The 19,835-nt window shown below is 66.2% G+C and carries 19 protein-coding genes; 11 read left to right on the forward strand and 8 right to left on the reverse strand.

Annotation, left to right across the window (positions count from 1 at the left end; genetic code table 11):
* Positions 1 to 49 precede the first annotated feature (49 nt).
* Positions 50 to 1,849: a C40 family peptidase gene (locus tag FM101_RS07115; protein ID WP_086997540.1), complete on the forward strand. Its 1,800-nt coding sequence runs from the start codon at positions 50 to 52 to the stop codon at positions 1,847 to 1,849.
* Positions 1,850 to 1,937: 88 nt separating this feature from the next.
* Here FM101_RS07115 and FM101_RS07120 read toward each other — a convergent pair whose 3' ends face one another.
* Positions 1,938 to 2,906 carry a universal stress protein gene (locus FM101_RS07120; protein ID WP_086997543.1) on the reverse strand — a complete coding sequence of 323 codons (969 nt, stop codon included), beginning with the start codon at positions 2,904 to 2,906 and terminating at the stop codon, positions 1,938 to 1,940.
* Positions 2,907 to 3,029: 123 nt separating this feature from the next.
* On the opposite strand from FM101_RS07120, the gene FM101_RS07125 reads away from it, so the two are divergent.
* Positions 3,030 to 4,472 (forward strand): NCS2 family permease, encoded by a 1,443-nt coding sequence (locus FM101_RS07125; RefSeq protein ID WP_086997546.1) that lies wholly within the window; start codon positions 3,030 to 3,032, stop codon positions 4,470 to 4,472.
* Between the two features lie 44 nt (positions 4,473 to 4,516).
* Entirely contained in the window at positions 4,517 to 5,011 is a 495-nt protein-coding gene (locus tag FM101_RS07130) for an NUDIX domain-containing protein (protein WP_086997547.1), read from the forward strand.
* On the opposite strand, the gene FM101_RS07135 is transcribed toward FM101_RS07130, so the two are convergent.
* Genes FM101_RS07135 through FM101_RS07145 form a run of 3 tightly spaced genes read right to left on the reverse strand, consistent with a single transcriptional unit; the run spans position 5,008 to position 6,747 of the window.
* The gene (locus FM101_RS07135) at positions 5,008 to 5,886 is read right to left on the reverse strand and encodes a spermidine synthase (protein ID WP_086997550.1); all 879 of its coding nucleotides are present in this window, start codon (positions 5,884 to 5,886) and stop codon (positions 5,008 to 5,010) included. The two genes, FM101_RS07130 and FM101_RS07135, sit on opposite strands and share 4 nt — an antisense overlap.
* Complete coding sequence (locus FM101_RS07140) at positions 5,879 to 6,397, reverse strand: GNAT family N-acetyltransferase (protein ID WP_086997552.1); 519 nt, start codon at positions 6,395 to 6,397, stop codon at positions 5,879 to 5,881. Before FM101_RS07140 ends, FM101_RS07135 begins: the two co-directional genes overlap by 8 nt.
* Before the next feature lie 41 nt (positions 6,398 to 6,438).
* Entirely contained in the window at positions 6,439 to 6,747 is a 309-nt protein-coding gene (locus FM101_RS07145) for a thiamine-binding protein (RefSeq protein ID WP_086997647.1), read from the reverse strand.
* A 132-nt stretch (positions 6,748 to 6,879) separates the two neighbouring features.
* Between FM101_RS07145 and FM101_RS07150 the strand changes: the two genes are divergently transcribed.
* From FM101_RS07150 to FM101_RS07180, 7 genes are all read left to right on the forward strand, one after another.
* Positions 6,880 to 8,295, forward strand: coding sequence for an amino acid permease (locus tag FM101_RS07150; RefSeq protein WP_086997555.1), 1,416 nt, complete (start codon positions 6,880 to 6,882; stop codon positions 8,293 to 8,295).
* Positions 8,296 to 8,399: 104 nt separating this feature from the next.
* On the forward strand, positions 8,400 to 9,524 hold the full coding sequence (locus tag FM101_RS07155; protein ID WP_086997557.1) for an ABC transporter permease: 1,125 nt from the start codon (positions 8,400 to 8,402) through the stop codon (positions 9,522 to 9,524).
* A gap of 68 nt (positions 9,525 to 9,592) precedes the next feature.
* The gene (locus FM101_RS07160) at positions 9,593 to 10,327 is read left to right on the forward strand and encodes an ABC transporter ATP-binding protein (protein ID WP_086997559.1); all 735 of its coding nucleotides are present in this window, start codon (positions 9,593 to 9,595) and stop codon (positions 10,325 to 10,327) included.
* A 110-nt stretch (positions 10,328 to 10,437) separates the two neighbouring features.
* On the forward strand, positions 10,438 to 12,510 hold the full coding sequence (pta, locus tag FM101_RS07165) for a phosphate acetyltransferase (RefSeq protein WP_086997562.1): 2,073 nt from the start codon (positions 10,438 to 10,440) through the stop codon (positions 12,508 to 12,510).
* An 11-nt stretch (positions 12,511 to 12,521) separates the two neighbouring features.
* Complete coding sequence (locus tag FM101_RS07170) at positions 12,522 to 13,655, forward strand: acetate/propionate family kinase (RefSeq protein WP_086997565.1); 1,134 nt, start codon at positions 12,522 to 12,524, stop codon at positions 13,653 to 13,655.
* Between the two features lie 158 nt (positions 13,656 to 13,813).
* Positions 13,814 to 15,109 (forward strand): MFS transporter, encoded by a 1,296-nt coding sequence (locus FM101_RS07175; protein WP_086997568.1) that lies wholly within the window; start codon positions 13,814 to 13,816, stop codon positions 15,107 to 15,109.
* 75 nt (positions 15,110 to 15,184) lie between these two features.
* Entirely contained in the window at positions 15,185 to 15,565 is a 381-nt protein-coding gene (locus FM101_RS07180) for a hypothetical protein (protein ID WP_086997570.1), read from the forward strand.
* Positions 15,566 to 15,584: 19 nt separating this feature from the next.
* On the opposite strand, the gene FM101_RS07185 is transcribed toward FM101_RS07180, so the two are convergent.
* The 4 genes from FM101_RS07185 to FM101_RS07200 are packed head-to-tail and all read right to left on the reverse strand — an operon-like array spanning position 15,585 to position 18,472.
* Entirely contained in the window at positions 15,585 to 15,896 is a 312-nt protein-coding gene (locus FM101_RS07185; protein WP_086997573.1) for an AzlD domain-containing protein, read from the reverse strand.
* On the reverse strand, positions 15,893 to 16,573 hold the full coding sequence (locus FM101_RS07190) for an AzlC family ABC transporter permease (protein WP_086997576.1): 681 nt from the start codon (positions 16,571 to 16,573) through the stop codon (positions 15,893 to 15,895). Before FM101_RS07190 ends, FM101_RS07185 begins: the two co-directional genes overlap by 4 nt.
* A gap of 34 nt (positions 16,574 to 16,607) precedes the next feature.
* The gene (locus FM101_RS07195) at positions 16,608 to 17,609 is read right to left on the reverse strand and encodes an NADPH:quinone reductase (protein WP_198962420.1); all 1,002 of its coding nucleotides are present in this window, start codon (positions 17,607 to 17,609) and stop codon (positions 16,608 to 16,610) included.
* Positions 17,606 to 18,472, reverse strand: coding sequence for a glycerophosphodiester phosphodiesterase (locus tag FM101_RS07200; RefSeq protein WP_086997578.1), 867 nt, complete (start codon positions 18,470 to 18,472; stop codon positions 17,606 to 17,608). The genes FM101_RS07195 and FM101_RS07200 overlap by 4 nt, the downstream gene beginning before the upstream one ends.
* Between FM101_RS07200 and FM101_RS07205 the strand changes: the two genes are divergently transcribed.
* Positions 18,471 to 19,829 carry a DUF445 domain-containing protein gene (locus tag FM101_RS07205; protein WP_241895377.1) on the forward strand — a complete coding sequence of 453 codons (1,359 nt, stop codon included), beginning with the start codon at positions 18,471 to 18,473 and terminating at the stop codon, positions 19,827 to 19,829. The genes FM101_RS07200 and FM101_RS07205 overlap by 2 nt on opposite strands.
* Positions 19,830 to 19,835 lie beyond the last annotated feature (6 nt).

The following is a 19,835-nucleotide window of genomic DNA, read 5'->3' on the forward strand; positions in this document are numbered from 1 at the left end:
GTGGCGTTTGAGACTCGATTCGGTTCACCACTCGCAGTGAGGATTCGATATGGCCAAGGGCCAATTTCTGGGCGTAGCCACGTGCACGGTCGCCTTGATCGGGGGAACCCTGATGACCGGGGGCGCAGCAACGGCTGCACCGGTCGAGACGACCATCAACAGCTCCGCCTTCGGCAACACGTTCGCCAAGGCCGTCCCCACGGCCCGCACCCTTCCTTCCAAGGCCGAGGTCACCGCCGCCAAGAAGGACCCCGCAGCCTTGAAGGCCATGGTCTCCAGCATTGAGGACCTCATCGGAGATTCGACGCGGGATCTGACGGATGCCGAGGCCTCCGCAGCCAACGACCAGGACGCCTACGAAACGACCTCCCAAACCCTGGCCAAGCGCAACGAGGCGGCCGATGCGGCCCGCACTGAAGCAGCCAGGGCCACCAAGTACTACGACTCGGTGAAGAAGCAGGTCGGGCAACTGGCCAGCGACCTCTACCGCAACGGCGGGGTCAACTCCGGCATCACGTCGCTGGTGAACGATTCCGAGAACAATGACGTGTTGTACAAGGCCGCGACGATGAACACGCTGGCCACCAACCGGTCGAATACGCTCACCACCGCCCAGCAGGCGGCTTCCCTGTGGGCCGACTGGCAGAACTACGCCGACGCGGCCGAGACCGCCGCCACCGACGCTGCCGATGCGAACGAGACGGCCCTGCAGGCCGCCGAGCGAACCCGCACAGCCTACGCGGACCGCGTGACTGACCAGAAGGAGCTGCGCAGCGAACTCATCGACCAGCTCGCCTACCTCCGCGACACCGAACGCGCCGATGAAGCCAAGCGCATCACCGCGATGGAGGATGCCCAACGCGAAGAGACCCTCCAGACCGAACTCGCCGCCGCGCCGACCAAGCCCGCGGTGGAGGAACCGGCCGAAGAGCCACAGGCCCTGGCCGCTGCTCCGGCGGCAGTGCCCGAGCAGGCAACGGGCAAGACGTCCTTGGCGCCGGCACCCCAGCCGAAGGCCAAGAAGTCCAGCCAGGCCTCGGTGGCTGCCGAGGCCCCGGCCCCGGTTGCCGAACCGAAGCCGGTTGCCGCATCGACCCCCTCCCCGGTGAAGGAAGCCCCTCAGGAGCCAGCCAGCACCGAGACGTCGGAGCCCAAGCCGGCAGCCGTTTCCTCCTCGAAGCCCGGGCCCACGGCCGCGCAGAAGAAGGCCACCGCTGAGAAGCGGGAACGGGAGCAGGCGGCAGCTCAGAAGGCCCGTGCCGACGCGGCTCAGGCCGCTGCCGACCAGAAGGCCCACGACGCAGCAGTCAGAGCACAGGCCTCCGCAAATAAAAAGGCACAAGCAGCAGCCCAGGCCAAGGCACAGGCCGCTGCTGAGAAGAGGGCCGCGGTAAAGCGTCAACAAGAGAAGGCCGCAGCCGAAAAGCGGGCGAAGGAGAAGGCCGCAGCCGAGGCCGCCCAGTCTTCCTCCGGTTCGTCCAAGGAATCGGCCATTTCCTGGGCTCTGGGGACCGCCTCCGATAACAGCAAGCGCTATGTCTTCGGCGCCAACGGACCCAACGCCTACGACTGCTCGAGTTTCGCACAGCGTGCCTTCGCCAAGAGTGGCATCTCACTACCCCGCACCTCATCCCAGCAGTACTTTGCCGGGGGCACGAAGGTTCCGCTGAGCCAGCTCAAACGTGGTGACCTGGTGTTCTCCACCAGCAACGGCGGCGCGTCGTTCTACCACGTCGCGATCTACCTCGGAGGGGGCCAGGTCGTCCATGCCCGGAACCCCTCAGCCGGGATCTCCACCACCCCGCTGAGCTGGGTCAACAACATCTACTCCTACGGCGTGCGCTACTAATCAGGCGCCGCAGGACCTGAAAAGGCCCTCTTCCCGTACCGCGGAAAGAGGGCCTTTTGTGTGGGTGGTGGACAGCTCCCGCCCGGTTTTAGTCGACGTCGTCGGTATCGAAGTCGGCCCGGTCTTCCAGACGAGGATCAGGTGAATCGGGGACCACCAGAACCGGGCCCTTGGAATGGTGCAAGACACCCTGCGACGTGGAGCCCAGCAGCATGCCAGCGAATCCACCGCGACCACGTGAACCGGTGACCAGTAGCTCCGCCGTCGCAGACTCCTCGATGAGCACCTCAATCGGGGCACCTTGGATGACGTCGGTCTCGATGACCAGATCCGGGAAGTGACTGGCCAGCCAGCGTGTGCCGACCCGCAATTGACGGCGCACATCCAGGGTCAGGGCTTCCTGATCAACGGTGGCCGGCATCCAGGCCAGCGATCCACTGACAGGGGGTAGCGCACAAACCACGCGCAGCGGTACCGCCCGGGACATGGCCTGTTCCGCCGCCACCAGGACGGCCCGCCGGGCCCGGTCCGAACCATCAATACCCACCACGACGATGTCTCGGACCTCCGAGCCGGCATCGGAGCGCTTGGCTGTACACACCGGGACGATGACGGTGGGGCATTTGGAGTGGGCGGGCAAGGCACTACTGACCGATCCGAGGAGCCGTCCGACGAAACCGCCACGGCCGCGGGTCCCGACCACAATAAGGTCGGCCTCTTCACTGAGTTCCAGCAGCACACCCGAGGGATCTCCCGATTCGATGCGCAGGCGCACCTCCACCTCCGTTTCACCGATACGATCCCTGGCGGCGTCAAGGACTTCCTGCGCACCGTCCCTGATGACCTGATCATCCAGGGTGGCGTAGCCGGCGTCCATGCTGGAAGCGGCGAACACGGGGATCGTGTAGCAGGTGACCACGTTCAGCGGAACACCGCGTCGCTTGGCCTCGACTGCTGCCCAATCCAGGGCACATAGCGCGGGGTCCGAGCCGTCGACGCCGACGACGATGCCCTCCGCCGTCACCGCGGCCTCCTGTGGAACATTTGCTTCGCTCATGACGGTCACTCCTTGGCAGTCGGCCACTGTTGTCTTCCGGCTAAAAGTCCACCGTAGTGGTTCTCTTCACACTACCTACTTCCACGTGGATTGGAGCCGACCGCACACATTAGGATTCTTCGCATGGTTAAAAACGCGCTCGGCACCGTCGATCGATATTTCAAGATCACCGAACGTGGTTCCACTTACTCCCGCGAGATCCGCGGTGGCCTGGCGACCTTCTTCGCCATGAGCTACATCGTGGTGCTCAACCCGCTGATCCTCAGCGGCGCGGACTCCACGGGCGCCGAGCTCGGCTCGGCCCGCGTGGCGGCGGCCACGGCTCTGGTTGCCGGTGTCCTGACGATCCTCATGGGAGCCTGGGCCAAGCACCCCTTCGCCCTGGCCACCGGGCTGGGCGTGAACGCCTTCGTGGCCGTGACCGTGGCAACGAACCCCGGCCTGACCTGGCCGGACGTCATGGGTTTGGTCGTCATTTCAGGTGCCACCATGTTCGTTCTGGTCCTCACCGGCTTTCGGACGGCGGTGTTCAACGCCGTGCCCGCGAGCCTGAAGACGGCCATCGTGGTGGGAATCGGCATGTTCATCGCCCTGATCGGCCTGGTCAATGCCGGCTTCGTGCGGCGCATCCCCGACGCCGCAGGGACCACGGTGCCTGTCGGGCTGGGCTTCGACGGCGAACTGATCGGCTGGCCCACCCTGGTCTTCGTGTTCGGCCTGTTGCTGACCATGGCACTGGTGGTCCGCAAGACCAAGGGAGCGATCCTCATCGGGATCGTCGCCACCTCGGTGCTGGCAAACATCCTCGAGGCCATCTTCCATATCGGCCCCTCCTTCGACGGGACCACAGCCAACCCGCAGGGCTGGTCGCTGGTGGTTCCTTCCATGCCCAACTGGCAGGCGCCGGACCTGAGCCTGATCGGCCAGGCCAACGTGGTTGGACCCTTCCAGCACCTAGGCGCCACCTCCGCGCTACTGCTGGCCTTCGTCATCCTGCTCTCGATCTTCTTCGACGCCATGGGCACCATGGTCGGACTCGCCAACGAAGCCGGGAACGTCGACAAGGACGGCAACATCTACGACGTCAACCGCGTGCTGCTCGTCGATTCGCTCGGCGCCATCGCCGGCGGTGGAGCCTCGTCCTCCTCGAGCCAGATCTTCGTCGAGTCCGGTGCCGGCATCGGCGAAGGGGCGCGCACCGGCCTGGCCTCGATCGTCACCGGGGTGCTGTTCATTGCCGCGATGTTCCTGACCCCGCTGATCCACCTGGTGCCCTTCGAAGCCGTCGCCCCGGCACTGGTAGTGGTCGGATTCATGATGATCACCCAAATCACCAAAATCGACTGGACGGACTGGGGCGTGGCCCTGCCTGCGTTCCTGACGTTCATCCTCATGCCGTTCACCTACTCCATCGCCAACGGCATCGGCGCCGGTTTCGTGGCCTACGTCTTCATGCGGACCATCCAGGGCAGGACGAAGGAAATCCACCCCTTGATGTGGGTCGTCGCCGCGGCCTTCGTGGTCTTCTTCGGCATCGGCGTCATCGACCAGGCCATCGGCCTCTAGCCAGGCCCTCTTCGAGACCACCGGAGAGCGTCTAGGCTGGCCGGATGGGACATGAAGGGTCGTATCTGTGGCAACTGCGCCAGGACGTGGGCTCACGACTGCTGCTGGTTCCCGGCGCGCAGGTGGTGGTCCTGGACGACGACGGCCAGGCCCTCTTCCAACGCCGGGTCGACACCGGGCGCTGGGAGTTCCCGGGAGGGGCTGCCGAACCCGGACAGAATTTCCGGGGCGTTGCATGCACCGAACTGGCCGAGGAGACCGGGCTGATCGCCCCGCCGACGGAACTGGTCCCCTTTGCTGCGCTGTCGGATCCGCAATACCACGAATTGCACTACCCCAACGGGGACCGCGTGCACGCCTTCGCCCTGTGTTTCCTCTGGCGCGGGACCCGGGGGCCGACGCATGCCGAGGAATCCGAGGTCACCGAAATCGCCTTCCACCCACTCACTGAGCCTCCGCAGCCGATGAGCAGATCGGCCGCCCGGGTGCTGGAGCTCTACCTCGAATACGTGCGCACGGGCGACTTCCAGGCCTCCTAGCCGGGGGTTCCCGGTCCATCGTCGATGACCGCCGAGGTCCCGGCGAAGGAGCGGACGCGGGCGTCATCCCAATGCTGGGCTGGCACTGCACCGCCGAGTAGCTCGCGCAACATGCCCGGGCCCGCCGGGATGGGGGCGTTGGAGGCGGCAATGACCATGTTCCCGTAGCGACGTCCCTTGAGCATCGCCGGGTCGGCCACGATCGCTGTGTGGGCGAAGACGGTACCGATGGTGGCAGCCTCCCGGCGGGCCGTCTCCAATTTCGGGGTGTCCCCGCAGTTCACGATGTACAGCCCGTCCCCGGCCAGGACGCGGGCCGCCTCGCGGGTGAAGCCCACGGTGGTCAGGTCCGCAGGGGTCTTATCCCCGGCGAAGACGTCACGGATGAGCAGATCCCGGGTGTCATCGGTCAGGGACCGCAGGACCTCGCCCGCCTCGCCGGTGCGCAGGCGCAGCAGTGGTGCGCGCGGCAGATCGAACCAACCGCGCACCAGCTCGGCCAGGCGCCCATCCAGCTCGACGACCACCTGGCGGGAATCCGGGTAGGCAGCGGCGACCCACCGTCCCATCGAACAAGCGCCCCCTCCCAGGTGCAGGGCCCGCAACCGGTGGCCACCGCCGTCGTGCCCTTGCGGGAAGCGGGCACCCACCAGGGCTGCCATCCAACGCATGTACTCGAAGTCCAAGCGCAACGGGTCGGCGAGATCGACATGGGATGAAGGGACGCCGTTGACCTTGAGGATCCAGCCGTCGTCGTCGTAGGGGTCGCGTTCCAGTGTGGCGGTGCCGGTGTCGATCGGGTAGTCCCCGGCGACCGGCCCGGTCTCGGCGGCAGTCGCCGGCGTCGAGGATTTGCGGGAGCGGGATTTAGCCACGGGGTCCCGGCCGGACCATGCGCAGCTCGTACAGGCCCTCCCACTCGTCGGCCAGCAGTTCACGGGTGCCGTCGAAGTCAAAGCCGTGCTTGCGGTAGAAGGCTTGGGCGCGCGGATTGTGCTCGAGCACCCACAGCGCCGCCGGGAGGTTGCCGATCGCGGCGCGCATCAGCCCTGCGCCCAGACCGCTGCCGTAAGCCTCGGAGAGGACGTAGAGCATCTGCAGTTCGGCGGTGGCTCCGGTGGCGGCGTCCTCGTCCAGGACGGGGGCGCCGCCGGCACAGCCGACGATCCGGCCGGCTGGATCGGTGGCGATCCAGAGCTCTGCGCCGGCCGCGAGGCCGCGGGTCCACCAGTCCACTTGGCGCTCGTGGCGTGATTCCTGCAGTTCGAAGAAGGAGGCGGGGCGCTGATCGGCGTAGGTCTCGCGCCAGGCCGCGAGTTTCATGGACAGCGTCGCGTCAATGTCCTCGGCCGTGGCCTGACGGATGGTGTAGTCGTTGATTCGCACCCCACCAGCTTAATGCCGCCGGCAGACCCCGCGGCCACCGGTTAGCCGTGGCTACGTTCCAACGCCTTTTGCAGACGGTCGATCTTGCCGGTGAGTTCACCGGTATGGCCGGGGCGGATATCGGCTTTGAGGACCAGCGAGACCCGGTTGCCGTAAGCGGCGACCGCTTCGGTGGCCCGTTTGACTACCTCCATCACCTCATCCCATTCCCCTTCGATCTCGGTGAACATCGAGGACGTGTTGTTCGGCAGGCCGGAATCCCTGACGACCTGCACGGCAGCGGCCACGGCTTCGTGGACCGACCCGTCGGTGTTCGGCATGTTGGTGGAAACAGAGAAGGCAACGATCATGCTCTCAGGATCCCACCACGGGAGCCGGTTGTCACCCATGCATTGTGTTCAGACGCACATCCTGTGCCACAGTTAATGCGGTTCGCCGACACCGTGGACCGCCTTCCCTTAGCCGCTACCCCAGGCAGGACCATGCAAGAATCACGGACTTCCACCCCGCCGACGACGTCGGGGCCCTCCCTCGAGCGGAAGCTCTCCCTCCGGCACATCCGTTTCATCGCCCTCGGTTCGGCGATCGGCACCGGCCTGTTCTACGGGTCCGCCGAGACGATCCAGGCGGCCGGGCCTGCGGTGCTGGTGGCCTACATCATCGCCGGTTGCGTGGTCTTCACGGTCATGCGCGCCCTCGGCGAAATGGCCGTTCGCCACCCGGTGGCCGGATCCTTCGCCCAGTACGCGAACCGGTACATCAGCCCCCTCTCCGGATTCCTGGTGGGGTGGACCTTCGCCTTCGAGATGGTGGTCGTCGCCATTGCCGATATGACGGCCGTGGGTCAGTACATGGGGATGTGGTATCCGGAGGCACCGGGCTGGATCTGGATGCTGGCCGCCATGCTGCTCATCGGCGGGCTGAACCTGTTGCGTGTGAGCGTCTTCGGGGAACTGGAATTCTGGTTCACGCTCGTCAAAATCGTCACCATCATCGCCATGATCATCGGCGGCCTCTACCTCATCGTCTTCGCTGTCAACGTCGGCGGCTACCAGCCGGGTCTGCACAACCTCTTCGATCACGGCGGTTTCGCGCCCTTCGGTGTCTGGGGCATCGTGATGAGCCTGGGCATCGTGGTCTTTTCCTTCGGTGGCATCGAGACCCTGGGCATGACCGCTGGGGAGACCGGTGACCCGGCGAAGGCCATTCCGAAGGCCGTGAACACCGTGCCGATGCGCATCCTGATCTTCTATGTGCTCTCCATCGGGGTGATGCTCTGCCTGTTCCCCTGGAACGAGATCGGCTCCGAGGGCAGCCCCTTCGTGCAGGTCTTCGCCGGTCTGGGCATCCCGGCTGCGGAACACATCATCAACGCCGTCGTCCTCACCGCCGCCCTCTCCGCCATGAACTCGATCTTCTACGCAGCGACCCGCACCATGTACGGGCTGGCAGAGCAGGGCAATGCGCCGGCTTCCTTCGGGCGTCTTTCCCGCAACGGGATCCCGCTCTGGCCGGTGGCCATGGTTTCGGTGTGCTTGCTGATCGGTCTGGGTCTCTACTTCTGGATCCCCGACCAGCTCTTCCTCATCGTCGCCTCCATCGCCACCTTCGCCACCGTATTCACCTGGGGGACCATCCTGCTGGCTCACCACCGGATGCGTCTAGAACTGCGGGCTACCGGCCAGGCACCGGGCAACTACGTCCTGCCGTTCTGGCCCGTGCTGAGCTACCTGGGGTTGGCCTTCATGGTCTTTATCGTGTTCATCCTGGGCTTCAGCGAAGCCGGACGGACGGCGTTGGTGGTCGGCGCCGTCTGGACCCTCATGCTGCTCGTCGCCTACCGTTTCGTCGGGCCGGAGGGCCGCCGCAGGATCGAGTTGGAGACCTCCAAAATCTAGGGCTGGATCAGGATCAACCGATCGGTTGATGGAACGGGGAACGCTCCGCGGGACAGTGGATATATAGGCCATCCGGCCACCACGACCCCCGAAAGTAGTACACCGTGTTCCTCGCTATCCGTGACATCCGCTTCGCCAAGGGCCGCTTCGCCCTGATGGGCGGCGTCGTCGCCCTGATCACCCTGCTGCTGGTCATGCTCTCGGGCCTGACTGCCGGACTGGGTGACCAGTCGACATCGTCCATCGCCAAACTGGGTTCAATCCACGCCAGCGGAACGTCCAAGCCGGTGGACAGCATCGCCTTCGGCGCCGCCGGAAATGCGGAGCCCCAGGCGTCCTTCACCGAAAGTGAAGTCACCGCGGCCCAAGTCGATACCTGGAGGGGCGCTGACGGCGTGAAGGATGCCGAGCCGCTGGGCATCAGCCAAACCCGCCTGCAGTCCGGCTCCGCCGATACCGCGGGAGGTACCACCAACGTCGCCGTCTTCGGCGTCGAAACCACAGGCCAGCTCGCTCCGGCCACCGTGGAGGACGACACCGTGGTGCTGAGCCAGACCGCCGCAGAGGATTTGTCGGTCGGCACCGGCGATCAGGTCACCCTGGGTGGAACCGAACTCCGGGTCGCCTCCGTCGTCGAGGACCAGTGGTACTCACATACCAGCGTCGTCTGGACCGCCCTGCCGACGTGGACCAAGCTCGCCCATCTGACCAACCCCGATCAGGTCGGCACCGTCACCGCGATCACCTACGACGACGGTGCCACCGTCGACGAGGCGGCAGCGAACTCCGCCGCCGATACCGTGACCACTACCCGCACCGGCGCCTTCCAAGCCCTGGGCGCCTACCAGAGCGAGCACGGCTCGCTGCTGATGATGCAGGCCTTCCTGTACGGCATTTCGGCACTGGTCATCGTCGCCTTCCTCACCGTCTGGACCGTCCAGCGGACCCGCGATATCGCGGTGCTCAAGGCGCTGGGCGGCTCCGGCAAATACATCCTCCGCGATGCCATCACCCAGGCCGCCATCGTCCTGATCGCCGGCGCCGCACTGGGTGGCGCCGTGGGGGTCGCCGGCGGATTCTTTGCCGCCCAAGCCGCGCCCTTCCTGGTGGACGCCACGACGACGCTGCTCCCCATTCTCGGGATCGTCGTCCTGGGGCTGGCCGGATCGGCCTTGGCCGTCCGGCGCACCACCAAGGTCGACGCGCTAATCGCCCTGGGCGGCAACTAACGCCCCGGGCCGTCCCGGCACGGCCCCTCCGAACCACCCCTCCGTCTTTGCCTAAAGGAAAACGCCCCATGACCATCACCACCGAATACGACCCCGCCGCCACCACCGCCAACACCGGCTCGCTGAGCCTGATCGACGTCACTCTCGAATACCCGGACGGCGAGGGTACCGTCAAGGCACTGGACGGCGTCGACCTCACCGTCCGCCCCGGTCAGATGCTCTCCCTCGTCGGCCCCTCCGGCTCGGGGAAGTCCAGCCTCCTGGCCACCGCTGCCACATTGGTCCGTCCCACCGCCGGACGGGTCTTCGTCGACGGGGCCGAAGCGACCGGACTCTCCGATCAGGACCTGACCACCCTGCGACGCGAGAAGATCGGCATCGTCTTCCAGCAGCCGAACCTCTTGGCCTCGTTGACCTCGCTGGAACAACTGGTCATCGTGGACCACCTACGCGGCAAATCGGTGAAGGAAGCACGGGTGAGGGCCGCCGAACTGCTGGGGATCGTCGGCTTGGACGAGGCATCCCATAAGCGTCCGCACCAGCTCTCCGGGGGTCAACGTCAGCGCGTGAACATCGCCCGGGCCCTCATGGGGGACCCGAAGGTGCTGCTCGTGGACGAACCGACTGCGGCACTGGACCACGACCGCAGTGACTCGATCGTAAGGCTGCTGCGCCAGGTCACCGACGAATTCCAGGTCGCCACCGTCATGGTCACCCACGACACCGAATTCGTTCCGCTGACCGATGCCGTCGCCACGATGCGCGATGGTCGGCTCACGGCTCCTGAGACCACCGCGGCCTGAGCCAAAAATTGCGGCAATGCCCACGCCCGGATGTGATCGGGGTCGTGGGCATTGCCGCGTCCGGCGTGGCACGATGGGTCAGGCACAGCGACCGCCTTCGAAGGAGACCCATGGCCCGCGGCATTTATGTCAGTGCATCCACCCCCGCCAGCGGGAAGTCACTGGTCACCCTGGGTCTGGCGGACCTCTTGCACCGCCACGCCGACAGGATCGGCTTTTTCCGTCCCATCACCGACGGCCCCGATGTGGACACCGACCCCGTTGTCGCGTTGATCCGCGATCTCTTCGATCTGGACGAGTCCCATGTCGGCGTCGCGATGACCCGAGCGCAGGCCCGCGAACTCATCGTCGCCGGGAATCTCGACGAAATCCATTCCCGGGCCCTGGATACCTACAGCCGGATCGCCCGCGATGTCGACGTCGTCATCGTGGAGGGGACCGACCTATCCGATCACGATGCCGCCCTGGAATTCGGGCTCAACGCCCAACTGGCCAACCATCTGGGCTGCCATGTGGTGGGCGTGATCAACGCGGCGGAGCATACCGTCACCGAGGCCGTGGACGCCGTCGACCTGGCCCGCAAGGGTTTCTACGAGGAAAACGTCTCCCTCCTGTCGATGATCGTGAACCGGGCCGACCCGGAGCTGGCGGATCAGATCCGGGAGTCCGTGCGTCCGGGACTGCGGCACCGCAAGGTGTATGTGCTGCCCGAGATCGCGGAGATCATCCGGCCCACGGTCGGGGAAGTGAGTTCGGCGTTGGGCGCCCGGCTGGTCGCCGGTGCCCCGGAACTGGACCGCGACATCGACCATGTCCTGGTCGCGGCCATGAACGTGGGTTATCTGCTCGACCGCTACCGGGACGATTCGTTGGTGATCGCCCCGGCTGACCGTTCCGACGTCATGGCCACCGCCGTGGCGACCTCCAGGACCCCCGGTTTTCCCACCACCGCCGGGTTGTTGCTCACCGGCCCCCGGCCGATCGAGGACTCTGTCCTGCCGCTGTTGGCTGCCGCCCCCTTCCCGGTCTTCACCGTCGAGGAGGACACCTATTCCACGGCGCACCGGGTCTGGGAGGTCTCGGGGGCGTTGACCGCGGGGCAGCCGCGCAAGACGGCAGCCGCCCTGGGTGCCTGGTATCGGGACGTCGACGAGGACGAACTGCTGGCCCGGCTCTCGCTGCCGGCACCGGAGACCATGACCCCGCTGCGGTTCCTGCACCAGCTGGTGGAACGTGCACGATCGGAGCGTAAGCGGATCGTCTTGCCCGAGGGCGAGGATCTGCGGATCCTGCGGGCGGCGGAGATCATCAGCCGTCGCGGGATCTGCGATCTAGTCATCCTGGGCAATACCCACGAGGTCCGCGAACTGGCTGCGTCCCATGGCATCGACCTGGACGGCATCCCCATCACCGATCCGGCCCGCAGCGATCTGTTGGAGGGGTTCGCCGCCGAATACGCCCGGTTGCGCGCCCACCGAGGTGTCACGGTTGAATCGGCCCGTGAGCGCCTGCTCGACCGCTCCTATTTCGCCACGATGATGGTCCATCTGGGCCACGTGGATGGCATGGTCTCCGGAGCCGCCCACACCACCGCCAACACGATCCGCCCCTCATTGGAGTTCATCAAGACCCGTCCCGGAGTGGATATCGTGTCTTCGGTCTTCTTGATGCTCATGGAGGACCGTGTTCTGGTCTACGGCGATTGTGCGGTCAACCCGGACCCGGATGCGAACCAGCTGGCCGATATAGCCCTGGCTTCGGCACAGACGGCCCGGCAGTTCGGGGTCAACCCCCGGGTGGCGATGCTCTCCTACTCGACGGGCGCCTCGGGCACCGGAGGATCCGTCGACGAGGTCCGTACCGCCACCGATCTGGTGCGCCGGCGCGAACCCGGGCTGGCAGTGGATGGGCCCATCCAGTACGACGCCGCAGTGGACACCTCCATCGGTGCCTCCAAGTTGCCGGGGTCCTCGGTGGCCGGGCAGGCAACGGTGTTCATCTTCCCGAACCTGAACACCGGGAACAACACCTATAAGGCAGTCCAGCAATCGGCTGGCGCCGTCGCGGTCGGCCCGGTCCTGCAGGGACTGAATCAACCCGTCAACGACCTCTCCCGCGGCTGCACCGTGGACGACGTCGTCAATACGGTGGCCATCACCGCCATCCAGGCCCAGGAACACTAGGAGTCCCACCCATGCTCGTACTGGTCATCAACTCGGGATCATCCTCGCTGAAATACCAGGTCCGTGAAACCGGAACCGATGAGATCCTGCTCGCCGGGCTGGTCGAACGAATCGGCGGTCCGGAGGTTCCCGACCACGCCGCCGCCTTGGAAACCGTGCAGGAACACCTGCACGGGGTTCTGGGTGAGCGCCAGATCGAGGCCGTCGGACACCGGGTGGTCCACGGTGGCGAGCGCTTCGCCGAGCCGGTGCTGATCACCCACGAGATCGTCCGCGCCATTGAGCGGTTGGCACCGCTGGCTCCCCTGCACAACCCCGCGGCCGCACTGGGCATCCGCGCCCTGTTGGAGAAGTGGCCCAAACTCCCCCAGGTGGCCGTCTTCGACACCGCCTTCCACCGCACCATGCCCGAATACGCCTGGCGCTATGCCGTGCCCGATGACCTCTATAAGCGTCATGGCGTCCGCCGCTACGGCTTCCACGGAACCAGCCACGACTACGTGGCCGGCAAAGCCGCCGAACTGCTGGGCATCGAACGCCAGCGCTTCCGTGCGGTCATCGCCCATCTGGGCAACGGCGCCTCGATCACCGCCATTCGCCAGGGCAAGAGCATCGACACCTCGATGGGCTACACCCCGCTCGAGGGACTGGTCATGGGCACCCGGTCCGGTGACCTCGATGCCTCGATCGTCACCCAGTTGGTCATCCGCGGCGAGTACACGGCCGAGCAGATGGACCACATCCTCAACCAGGACTCGGGCCTGAAGGGGCTCTCGGGCGAAAACGACATGCGTTCGGTCGTCGAGACTGCCTCCCAAGGCGACGACGGCGCGGAGCTGGCTCTGGAGGTCGCCGCCTACCGGCTGCAGAAGTACATCGGCGGATACCACGTGGCCGTGGGCGGCGCGCAGGCCATCGTCTTCACCGCTGGCATCGGGGAAAACGGTTGGTTGTTCCGCCAGCGCGTGGTCGGTGGTCTCGGCGCCCTGGGCGTCAAGCTCGACGAGATGTCCAATGTCGAGCGCAGCAAGCAGCCGCGGGTCATTTCTGCCCCCGAGTCGGCCATCCCCGTCCTGGTGGTCCCCACCGACGAGGAGTCCGAAATCGCCGCCCAGACCGCCGCCTTGGCCACCGCCCAGCAGTAGTTCACCTACACCGCGGGGCGCGCCCTCTCGCGTCAAGGACTGGACTCTTCGGTTATTTACAGTTTTTCCACAGCATTGACAAAATTCACGATAGCAATAAGGTGAATTCTGTGACTCACAACCATTCTGTTATCCCGCTTCTTGAGGCTGCCCGGTAGATGTCGTCCCAAAGTACCGACTCCGCCCCCGAAGAGAAGCTCCTCAGCATCAAGGACTACCGGTGGTGGATCGCCGGCACCACCAGCGACTCCCTCACGGTGTCGGTCCGTGATTTCGCCCTGCCGCTGCTTGCGTTCGCTCTCACCGGATCGGCGGTCCTGGCCGGATCGTTGATCACCATCAGCTCGGCGATCTTCGTGACGCTCGTACTGGTCGGCGGGGTCCTGGTGGATCGGACCGACCGACGCGTCTGCATGATCTGGCGCGCAAGCCTGGGCGCATTGACCTGGGGGATCGTGGCGCTGCTGCAGGCGATGGACCTGCTGACCTTTCCCGCCCTGATTCTGTTTGTCGCGCTCGGCGCGATCGGCAGGTCACTCTTCGGCATGGCAGATAATGCCGCCCTGCGTTCGATCGTCAGCGGCGGCAACTTCGCTCGCGCCCAATCCGTCAATCAGGGCCGCGACGCAGCCATCGAGATCGCCGGTGGCCCCTTTGGTGCCGTGCTCTATGCCTTCGCTCCCTGGCTTCCCTTTGCCTTCTCCGCCGTCGCACTCCTGGTCCTGCTGCTCTCGGCCCAACGAATCCAAGCCGACCTGTTCCCTTATGGCGACGAGACGAAGGATCCTTCTCACACCCCCCGGCAGGGGCGGATGTCCCGGATCGGGGCCGGCATCAAGGTCATCCCGAAGGATATTTCCTCTGGGTTTCGCATCGTGTTCTCCAACCCCGCATTGCGTGCCGCAGCACTGGCCGCGACGGCGCTAAACGCCGCGACGACGCTGGCGGTCTTCACCATCCAACTGGATCTGGTGTCCCGGGAAGTGGACCCCCTGCTCATCGGCTGGCTCAATGGCGCCATGGCCGCATCCATGCTCGGTGGGGCCATCCTCGGTGGCATCGTCGTGCCGAAGATGCGCGTCCCGACGCTGGTCTTGATTTCCTTGACCACTGCCATGGCGGGCATCGTCGGGCTGGTGTTCTTCCATGAATACGCGTTCCTCTTCCTCTGGTTCACCATCCTGGGCCTGGCCACCCCCGCCACGGGTGCGGCCATCAGCGGCTACGTCTTCACGGTGATCCCCATCCACTTCCAGGGCCGCGCTGGATCGACCCTCACGGTCCTGAACATGGGCCTGTCGGCACTCTCCCCGTTGGCCGCCGGCTGGTTGATCCACGGAGGAAACCTCCAGATCGCCCTCTACGCGACGGTGGCCCTGTTCGGCTCCGCGCTGCTGCTGTTGTTCTCCTCCGCGGCCTTCCGCCGGGTTGGCAAGCCGGCCGATTGGGCTTGAGCCGCGCCCGTGCCAGGGAAGCGCCGATGAGGCAGACTTGGACCATGAAGCACGCCACCCAAGGAGGCGATCGTCATGCCGTCATGGCTGGAGCATCCGCGCTCACCTGACGAACCCGATGAACCGGATGAACCAAGATACGGAGCCCGAACAGGGCAGCCGCCCAGGCCGGCCGAAGACCACTACGCCAATGGGTCCACCGAGTTCCACGGCGCCGGGCCCGTCCCTGACGGTTTCGGTTTCCGCACCGGCATGCGGAGTGCCCGCACGGTCTTGGGTTTCGCCTGGTTCGTGCTGGTGATGGCCACCCTCTTATTGCTGATGGGAGCCATCATCTTCATCGGCCAGTCCGCGTGGATCCCGTTGATCGTGTTATGCCTGCTGGAGTTGGGATTCATCGCCGTGTTCTTCGTGCTGGTGTCCCTCGCCCGACAACGCCGGGCGCAGCACGACTGAACGTTGCTGCTCCGTCGTCCTAGGGCATTCCAGCCAGCCGGAGCAATGCCGCGGCCACCGCCCCAACCATCACGACCAGCAGGAACGGGGCCCGCAGCAGCAGAGCGATCGCCGCTGCCAGCAGGGCGCCGATCCGGGCGTCGAGGACGAGCTCCTGACCGCTGGCAAAAGTGTTCACAGCGGTCAGTGAAGCCAACAGCCCGATGGTCAGCGTCCCGGCCACCCGGCCCATGCGCGGTTTGTCCAGGATCCTGGCTGGCACCAAATAACCGGAAAGCTTGGACAGGTAGGCCACCACGCAGGCGGCCAGGATCCACCACCACAGACTCATGCGCGGGCCTCCCGTCCCTGGTGTCCAACCCAACCCCACACCCCGGCAACGAGTGCAGCAATGAGGATCGGGATGCCCGGTGGCACGAACGGGATGGCCAGCACGGTGGCCGCCGCGCAGACCACGGCAATGGCCACGGGTTCACGCGAGGACAGCCGGGGCCATAACAAGGCCAGGAAGGCTGCGACCGCGGCCCCGTCCAACCCCCAGGCCTTCGGATCTCCCAGCGCGTCGCCGAGTAGGGCCCCGGCGATCGTGAACAGGTTCCAGAGGATGAAGGTCCCCAGCCCGGCGGTCCAAAACCCGCGGCGGACCTCTATCAGCTCCTCCTGGACGACGGCGGTGGCCGTGGATTCGTCGATGGTCACGTGGGCTGCGGCCGCCTTGCGCCATCCGGTGGGGCGGGCCATGGAGTTCATCTGCATCCCGTAGATGATGTTGCGGATCCCCAACAGGGTGGCGGCACCGAAGGCCGCCGAACCGGCACCTCCGCCGGCCACGACCCCGATGAACGCGAATTGTGAGCCGCCGGTGAACATCAGCGCGCTCAAGGCCACGGTCTGCCAGAAGCTCAGCCCGGAAGCCACGGCGAGCGCGCCGAAGGAGATGCCGTAGAGGCCCGTCGCCACGGCGATGGACAGGCCCGTCTTCACGGCCGGGGACTGGCTGAACTTCACCTCGGCAGTCTATCCACGCGCGGGGCCTCCCGAGTCAGGGTGCCGGCCGCAAAACGATCCGGGTGCCGCGGTTCTGCCCCGATTCCAGTCGCGCGTGGGCCCACCCGGCGTCGTCGAAGGACCCGAGGCTCACCTGCCGGGGCGTCCAGACCCCGCTGGCCAGCAGCATGTTGACGGTTGCTGCGGCGTCGGCCAGTTCGCCGACGGTGGCGTTGCTGATCGCGAAACCGCGCAGGCTCGCGTCGCGCATGTAGAGCTGTCCCACGGGCAAGACAGCTTCCGTGGTGGGCCCGGCCAGGAGAACGATCCGCCCGCGGGGCGCAGCGAGTTTCACCGCCGCCGCCAGGTCGTTATGTCCTGCGGTGTCGATGTGCACGTCGATGCCATCGGGGACGGCCTGGAGCAGTCGCGGCACCAGGTCGGGGTCGCGGTAGTCCAGCACCGTCTGGGCGCCGAGTCCGCGGCAATAGCCTGCATCGTCGGCCGAGGCGGAGGCCAGCACCCGGGCCCCGCGGGCCACGGCGAGCACGATGGCCGCCGAGCCGACCTGCCCGGCACCCCCGGCAATGTAGATACTCTCCCCGGGCTGGAGGTTCCCCTGCCGCTGAACAGCCAGGACCGCCGTCGTGCAGGGATGCAGCGCAGCGGCGGCGGTGACCGGGTCCACGTCAGGGGGAAGTAGATAAGCCTGTTCGGCGTCGACGGCGACCCGTTCGGCGGTCGCTCCGGGCCGGCCTGCGAAACCGAGGCTGTTGGTCCAGGCCCGCTGCCCGACCTGCAGGCCGGTCACCGAGGCGCCCACGGCCTCGATGGTCCCCACCGCGTCCCGGCCGACCGCCACGGGAAATTCCAGTTCCGTGGCGTAGACCCCGGAGCGGACGAAGGTGTCGACGTGGTTCACGGCGACGGCCTCCACGGCCAGGACCACCTGGTCGGCCCCACATTCCGGGGCCGGCAGCCGAAGCTGATGGATGCCCGCGGCATCGGTCAGCCGGTCGATGCCGACGGCCCGCACCGTTTCGGACCCGGTGTTCACGCCCGGGCCAGTGAATTCAAAACGTCGCGCGTGTGCTTCGGATCGTTGCTGGTCATTTCCTGGACACCCACGCCGGCGAGGAATTCGATGTCCTCCTCCCGGTCCACGGTCCACACGCGCAGCCGGGTTCCGTGATGGAGCCACGCCCTGACGGTGTCCTCGTGGCGGCGCACCCAGGCAACGCCCGGGCCCGCAACGCCGGCTGTTCCCGCCTCGATGGCTGGAACGCCTTCCTGTTCGGCCCCGTAGACGACGGACGCGACCTGGGCGCCGAGGTGGTCCCCGCGCTCTTCGAGGGCTGCGACCTTTCGGGGGTTCGCTCCGGTCACCAGTTGGCACAGGAAGTCCGGGGCAACCCGGGAGGAGAGGTGGCGGACCGATCCGGGATCGAAGCACATGAAGCTGAGAGTGACGTCTCCGATCTTCGAGGTGGCCGCCTCCCAACCCAGCCGGGTCAGTTCCGCCAATACGGCGTCTTCGAGTCGGCGCCCGAATTCGCTGGGGTGCTTGATCTCGATGGCCAAGCCGATCGGACGTCCCGCGGAGGCGGCCAGCTCCACCAGTTCGCCCAACGTCAGGAGTTGTTCCTGCAGTGTCCCGTAGTCGGCGGGAATCTCCCGGCCCTTCCAGGAGGCGAAGTCCAGCTCGCGCAGTTCCTGCAGTGTGAACGAGGAGATCCGCCCCGACGCGTTCGAGGTCCGGTCCACCGTCTGGTCGTGATGGCAGACGATCCGGCCGTCACGGGTGAGGTGGACGTCGCATTCGATCCCATCGGCCCCGTCGGCGAGCGCCTGTAGATAGGCGGCCCTGGTGTTTTCCGCGTAGGCGGCGCTGGACCCGCGATGTGCGTAGACATGGTGCATGTTCCATACGCTACGCGATGCCCCGGACTCGTTTCTGCGATCCGCTGGCGAGCCGGTGAACTATCGTGGAAGCGCGCCACCGAGACATCTCACCGATTGGACCACCATGCAGCTGATCTCCGACGTCGAACGGTCCGCAGCGTTGCGGCGCATGAAGACCATTGCCACGGGACTGTTGATCGGGATGGCGGTTCTGTTCGCCGTGTCCTTCGCCCTGCAGGAGTCCCATGGGTGGCTCCAATACGTCAGGGCGGCGGCCGAGGGCGGGATGGTCGGTGCCCTGGCCGACTGGTTCGCCGTCACAGCGCTCTTCCGCCACCCACTGGGTCTGCCGATCCCGCATACGGCCATCATCCCGCGCAAGAAGGACCAGATCGGTGAGAGCCTGGGCGGCTTCATCGAGGAGAACTTCCTCTCCGATGAGGTCGTGGGCAGCAAACTCGCTTCGCTGTCCTTCGCCGCGCCCGCCGGGGCGTGGCTCACCGAGGCCAAGAATGCCGAACGCGTCGCCGTGGAAGGGGCGACGGCGATCCGTGCCCTGCTTTCGGTGGTGAACGACGAGGACGTATTGGCCTTGGCCGAGTCCCTGGCCCGCAAGCACATGTTGGCACCGGAATGGTCCCCGACCCTGGGCCGCATGCTCGAACTGGTCCTGCGCGACGGACACCAGCGCCCCTTCGTGGACCTGCTGGCAGAACGGGTTGCCGACTGGGTGGCGGTGAACCGTCAGACAGTGGTCAAACTCGTCGCCGAGCGCTCCCCCACCTGGCTGCCGTCGATGATGGATACCTTCGTGGGTGAACGGCTACACCGCGAGTTGGCGGCTTTCACCGACGCCGTCCGGACCGACCCCGACCATCGGCTGCGCCGCAACATCGACGACTGGCTGGCCGAATTCGCCCGCGATATGCAGCACAGCCCGGACACGATCGCCAAGGTGGAAGGGCTCAAGCACAGCATTCTGGATGATCCGCAACTGCACGAGGCGGTGGCTACCGGATGGGAATCCATCAAGGCGGCGCTGCTCGATGCCCTGGAGAACCCGGAATCCGAACTGCGCCGCGGTTTCGTGCGGGCGGTCATGGACCTGGGGTCACGGTTGCGCACCGATACCGTGCTGGCGGAAAAGATCGACCGGTGGATCACCACCGCTGCCGGCTACCTGATCCACACCTACCGTGAGCAGATCTCGGCGCTGATCGGTGACACCGTGGCCCGGTGGGACGGACCCGAGACGAGCCGGAAAATCGAGTTGCAGGTGGGCCGGGACCTGCAGTTCATCAGGATCAACGGCACCGTCGTCGGCTCCCTGGCGGGCCTGGCGATCTTCATTGCCGCCAACACGCTGTTGGGCTGAGGCCGT

It is taken from the genome of Arthrobacter rhombi (assembly GCF_900163545.1).
Lineage (GTDB): Bacteria > Actinomycetota > Actinomycetes > Actinomycetales > Micrococcaceae > Arthrobacter_H > Arthrobacter_H rhombi_A.

What these genes read in the sequence shown, in the direction of transcription:
- FM101_RS07185 (WP_086997573.1), bottom strand. Translation starts at nt 15,896, where the DNA reads ATGAGTCTGTGGTGGTGGATCCTGGCCGCCTGCGTGGTGGCCTACCTG.
- FM101_RS07120 (WP_086997543.1), bottom strand. Translation starts at nt 2,906, where the DNA reads ATGAGCGAAGCAAATGTTCCACAGGAGGCCGCGGTGACGGCGGAGGGC.
- FM101_RS07130 (WP_086997547.1), top strand. Translation starts at nt 4,517, where the DNA reads ATGGGACATGAAGGGTCGTATCTGTGGCAACTGCGCCAGGACGTGGGC.
- FM101_RS07145 (WP_086997647.1), bottom strand. Translation starts at nt 6,747, where the DNA reads ATGATCGTTGCCTTCTCTGTTTCCACCAACATGCCGAACACCGACGGG.
- FM101_RS07180 (WP_086997570.1), top strand. Translation starts at nt 15,185, where the DNA reads ATGCCGTCATGGCTGGAGCATCCGCGCTCACCTGACGAACCCGATGAA.
- FM101_RS07205 (WP_241895377.1), top strand. Translation starts at nt 18,471, where the DNA reads ATGTTCCATACGCTACGCGATGCCCCGGACTCGTTTCTGCGATCCGCT.
- FM101_RS07150 (WP_086997555.1), top strand. Translation starts at nt 6,880, where the DNA reads ATGCAAGAATCACGGACTTCCACCCCGCCGACGACGTCGGGGCCCTCC.
- FM101_RS07125 (WP_086997546.1), top strand. Translation starts at nt 3,030, where the DNA reads ATGGTTAAAAACGCGCTCGGCACCGTCGATCGATATTTCAAGATCACC.
- pta (WP_086997562.1), top strand. Translation starts at nt 10,438, where the DNA reads ATGGCCCGCGGCATTTATGTCAGTGCATCCACCCCCGCCAGCGGGAAG.
- FM101_RS07200 (WP_086997578.1), bottom strand. Translation starts at nt 18,472, where the DNA reads ATGCACCATGTCTACGCACATCGCGGGTCCAGCGCCGCCTACGCGGAA.
- FM101_RS07160 (WP_086997559.1), top strand. Translation starts at nt 9,593, where the DNA reads ATGACCATCACCACCGAATACGACCCCGCCGCCACCACCGCCAACACC.
- FM101_RS07115 (WP_086997540.1), top strand. Translation starts at nt 50, where the DNA reads ATGGCCAAGGGCCAATTTCTGGGCGTAGCCACGTGCACGGTCGCCTTG.
- FM101_RS07170 (WP_086997565.1), top strand. Translation starts at nt 12,522, where the DNA reads ATGCTCGTACTGGTCATCAACTCGGGATCATCCTCGCTGAAATACCAG.
- FM101_RS07175 (WP_086997568.1), top strand. Translation starts at nt 13,814, where the DNA reads ATGTCGTCCCAAAGTACCGACTCCGCCCCCGAAGAGAAGCTCCTCAGC.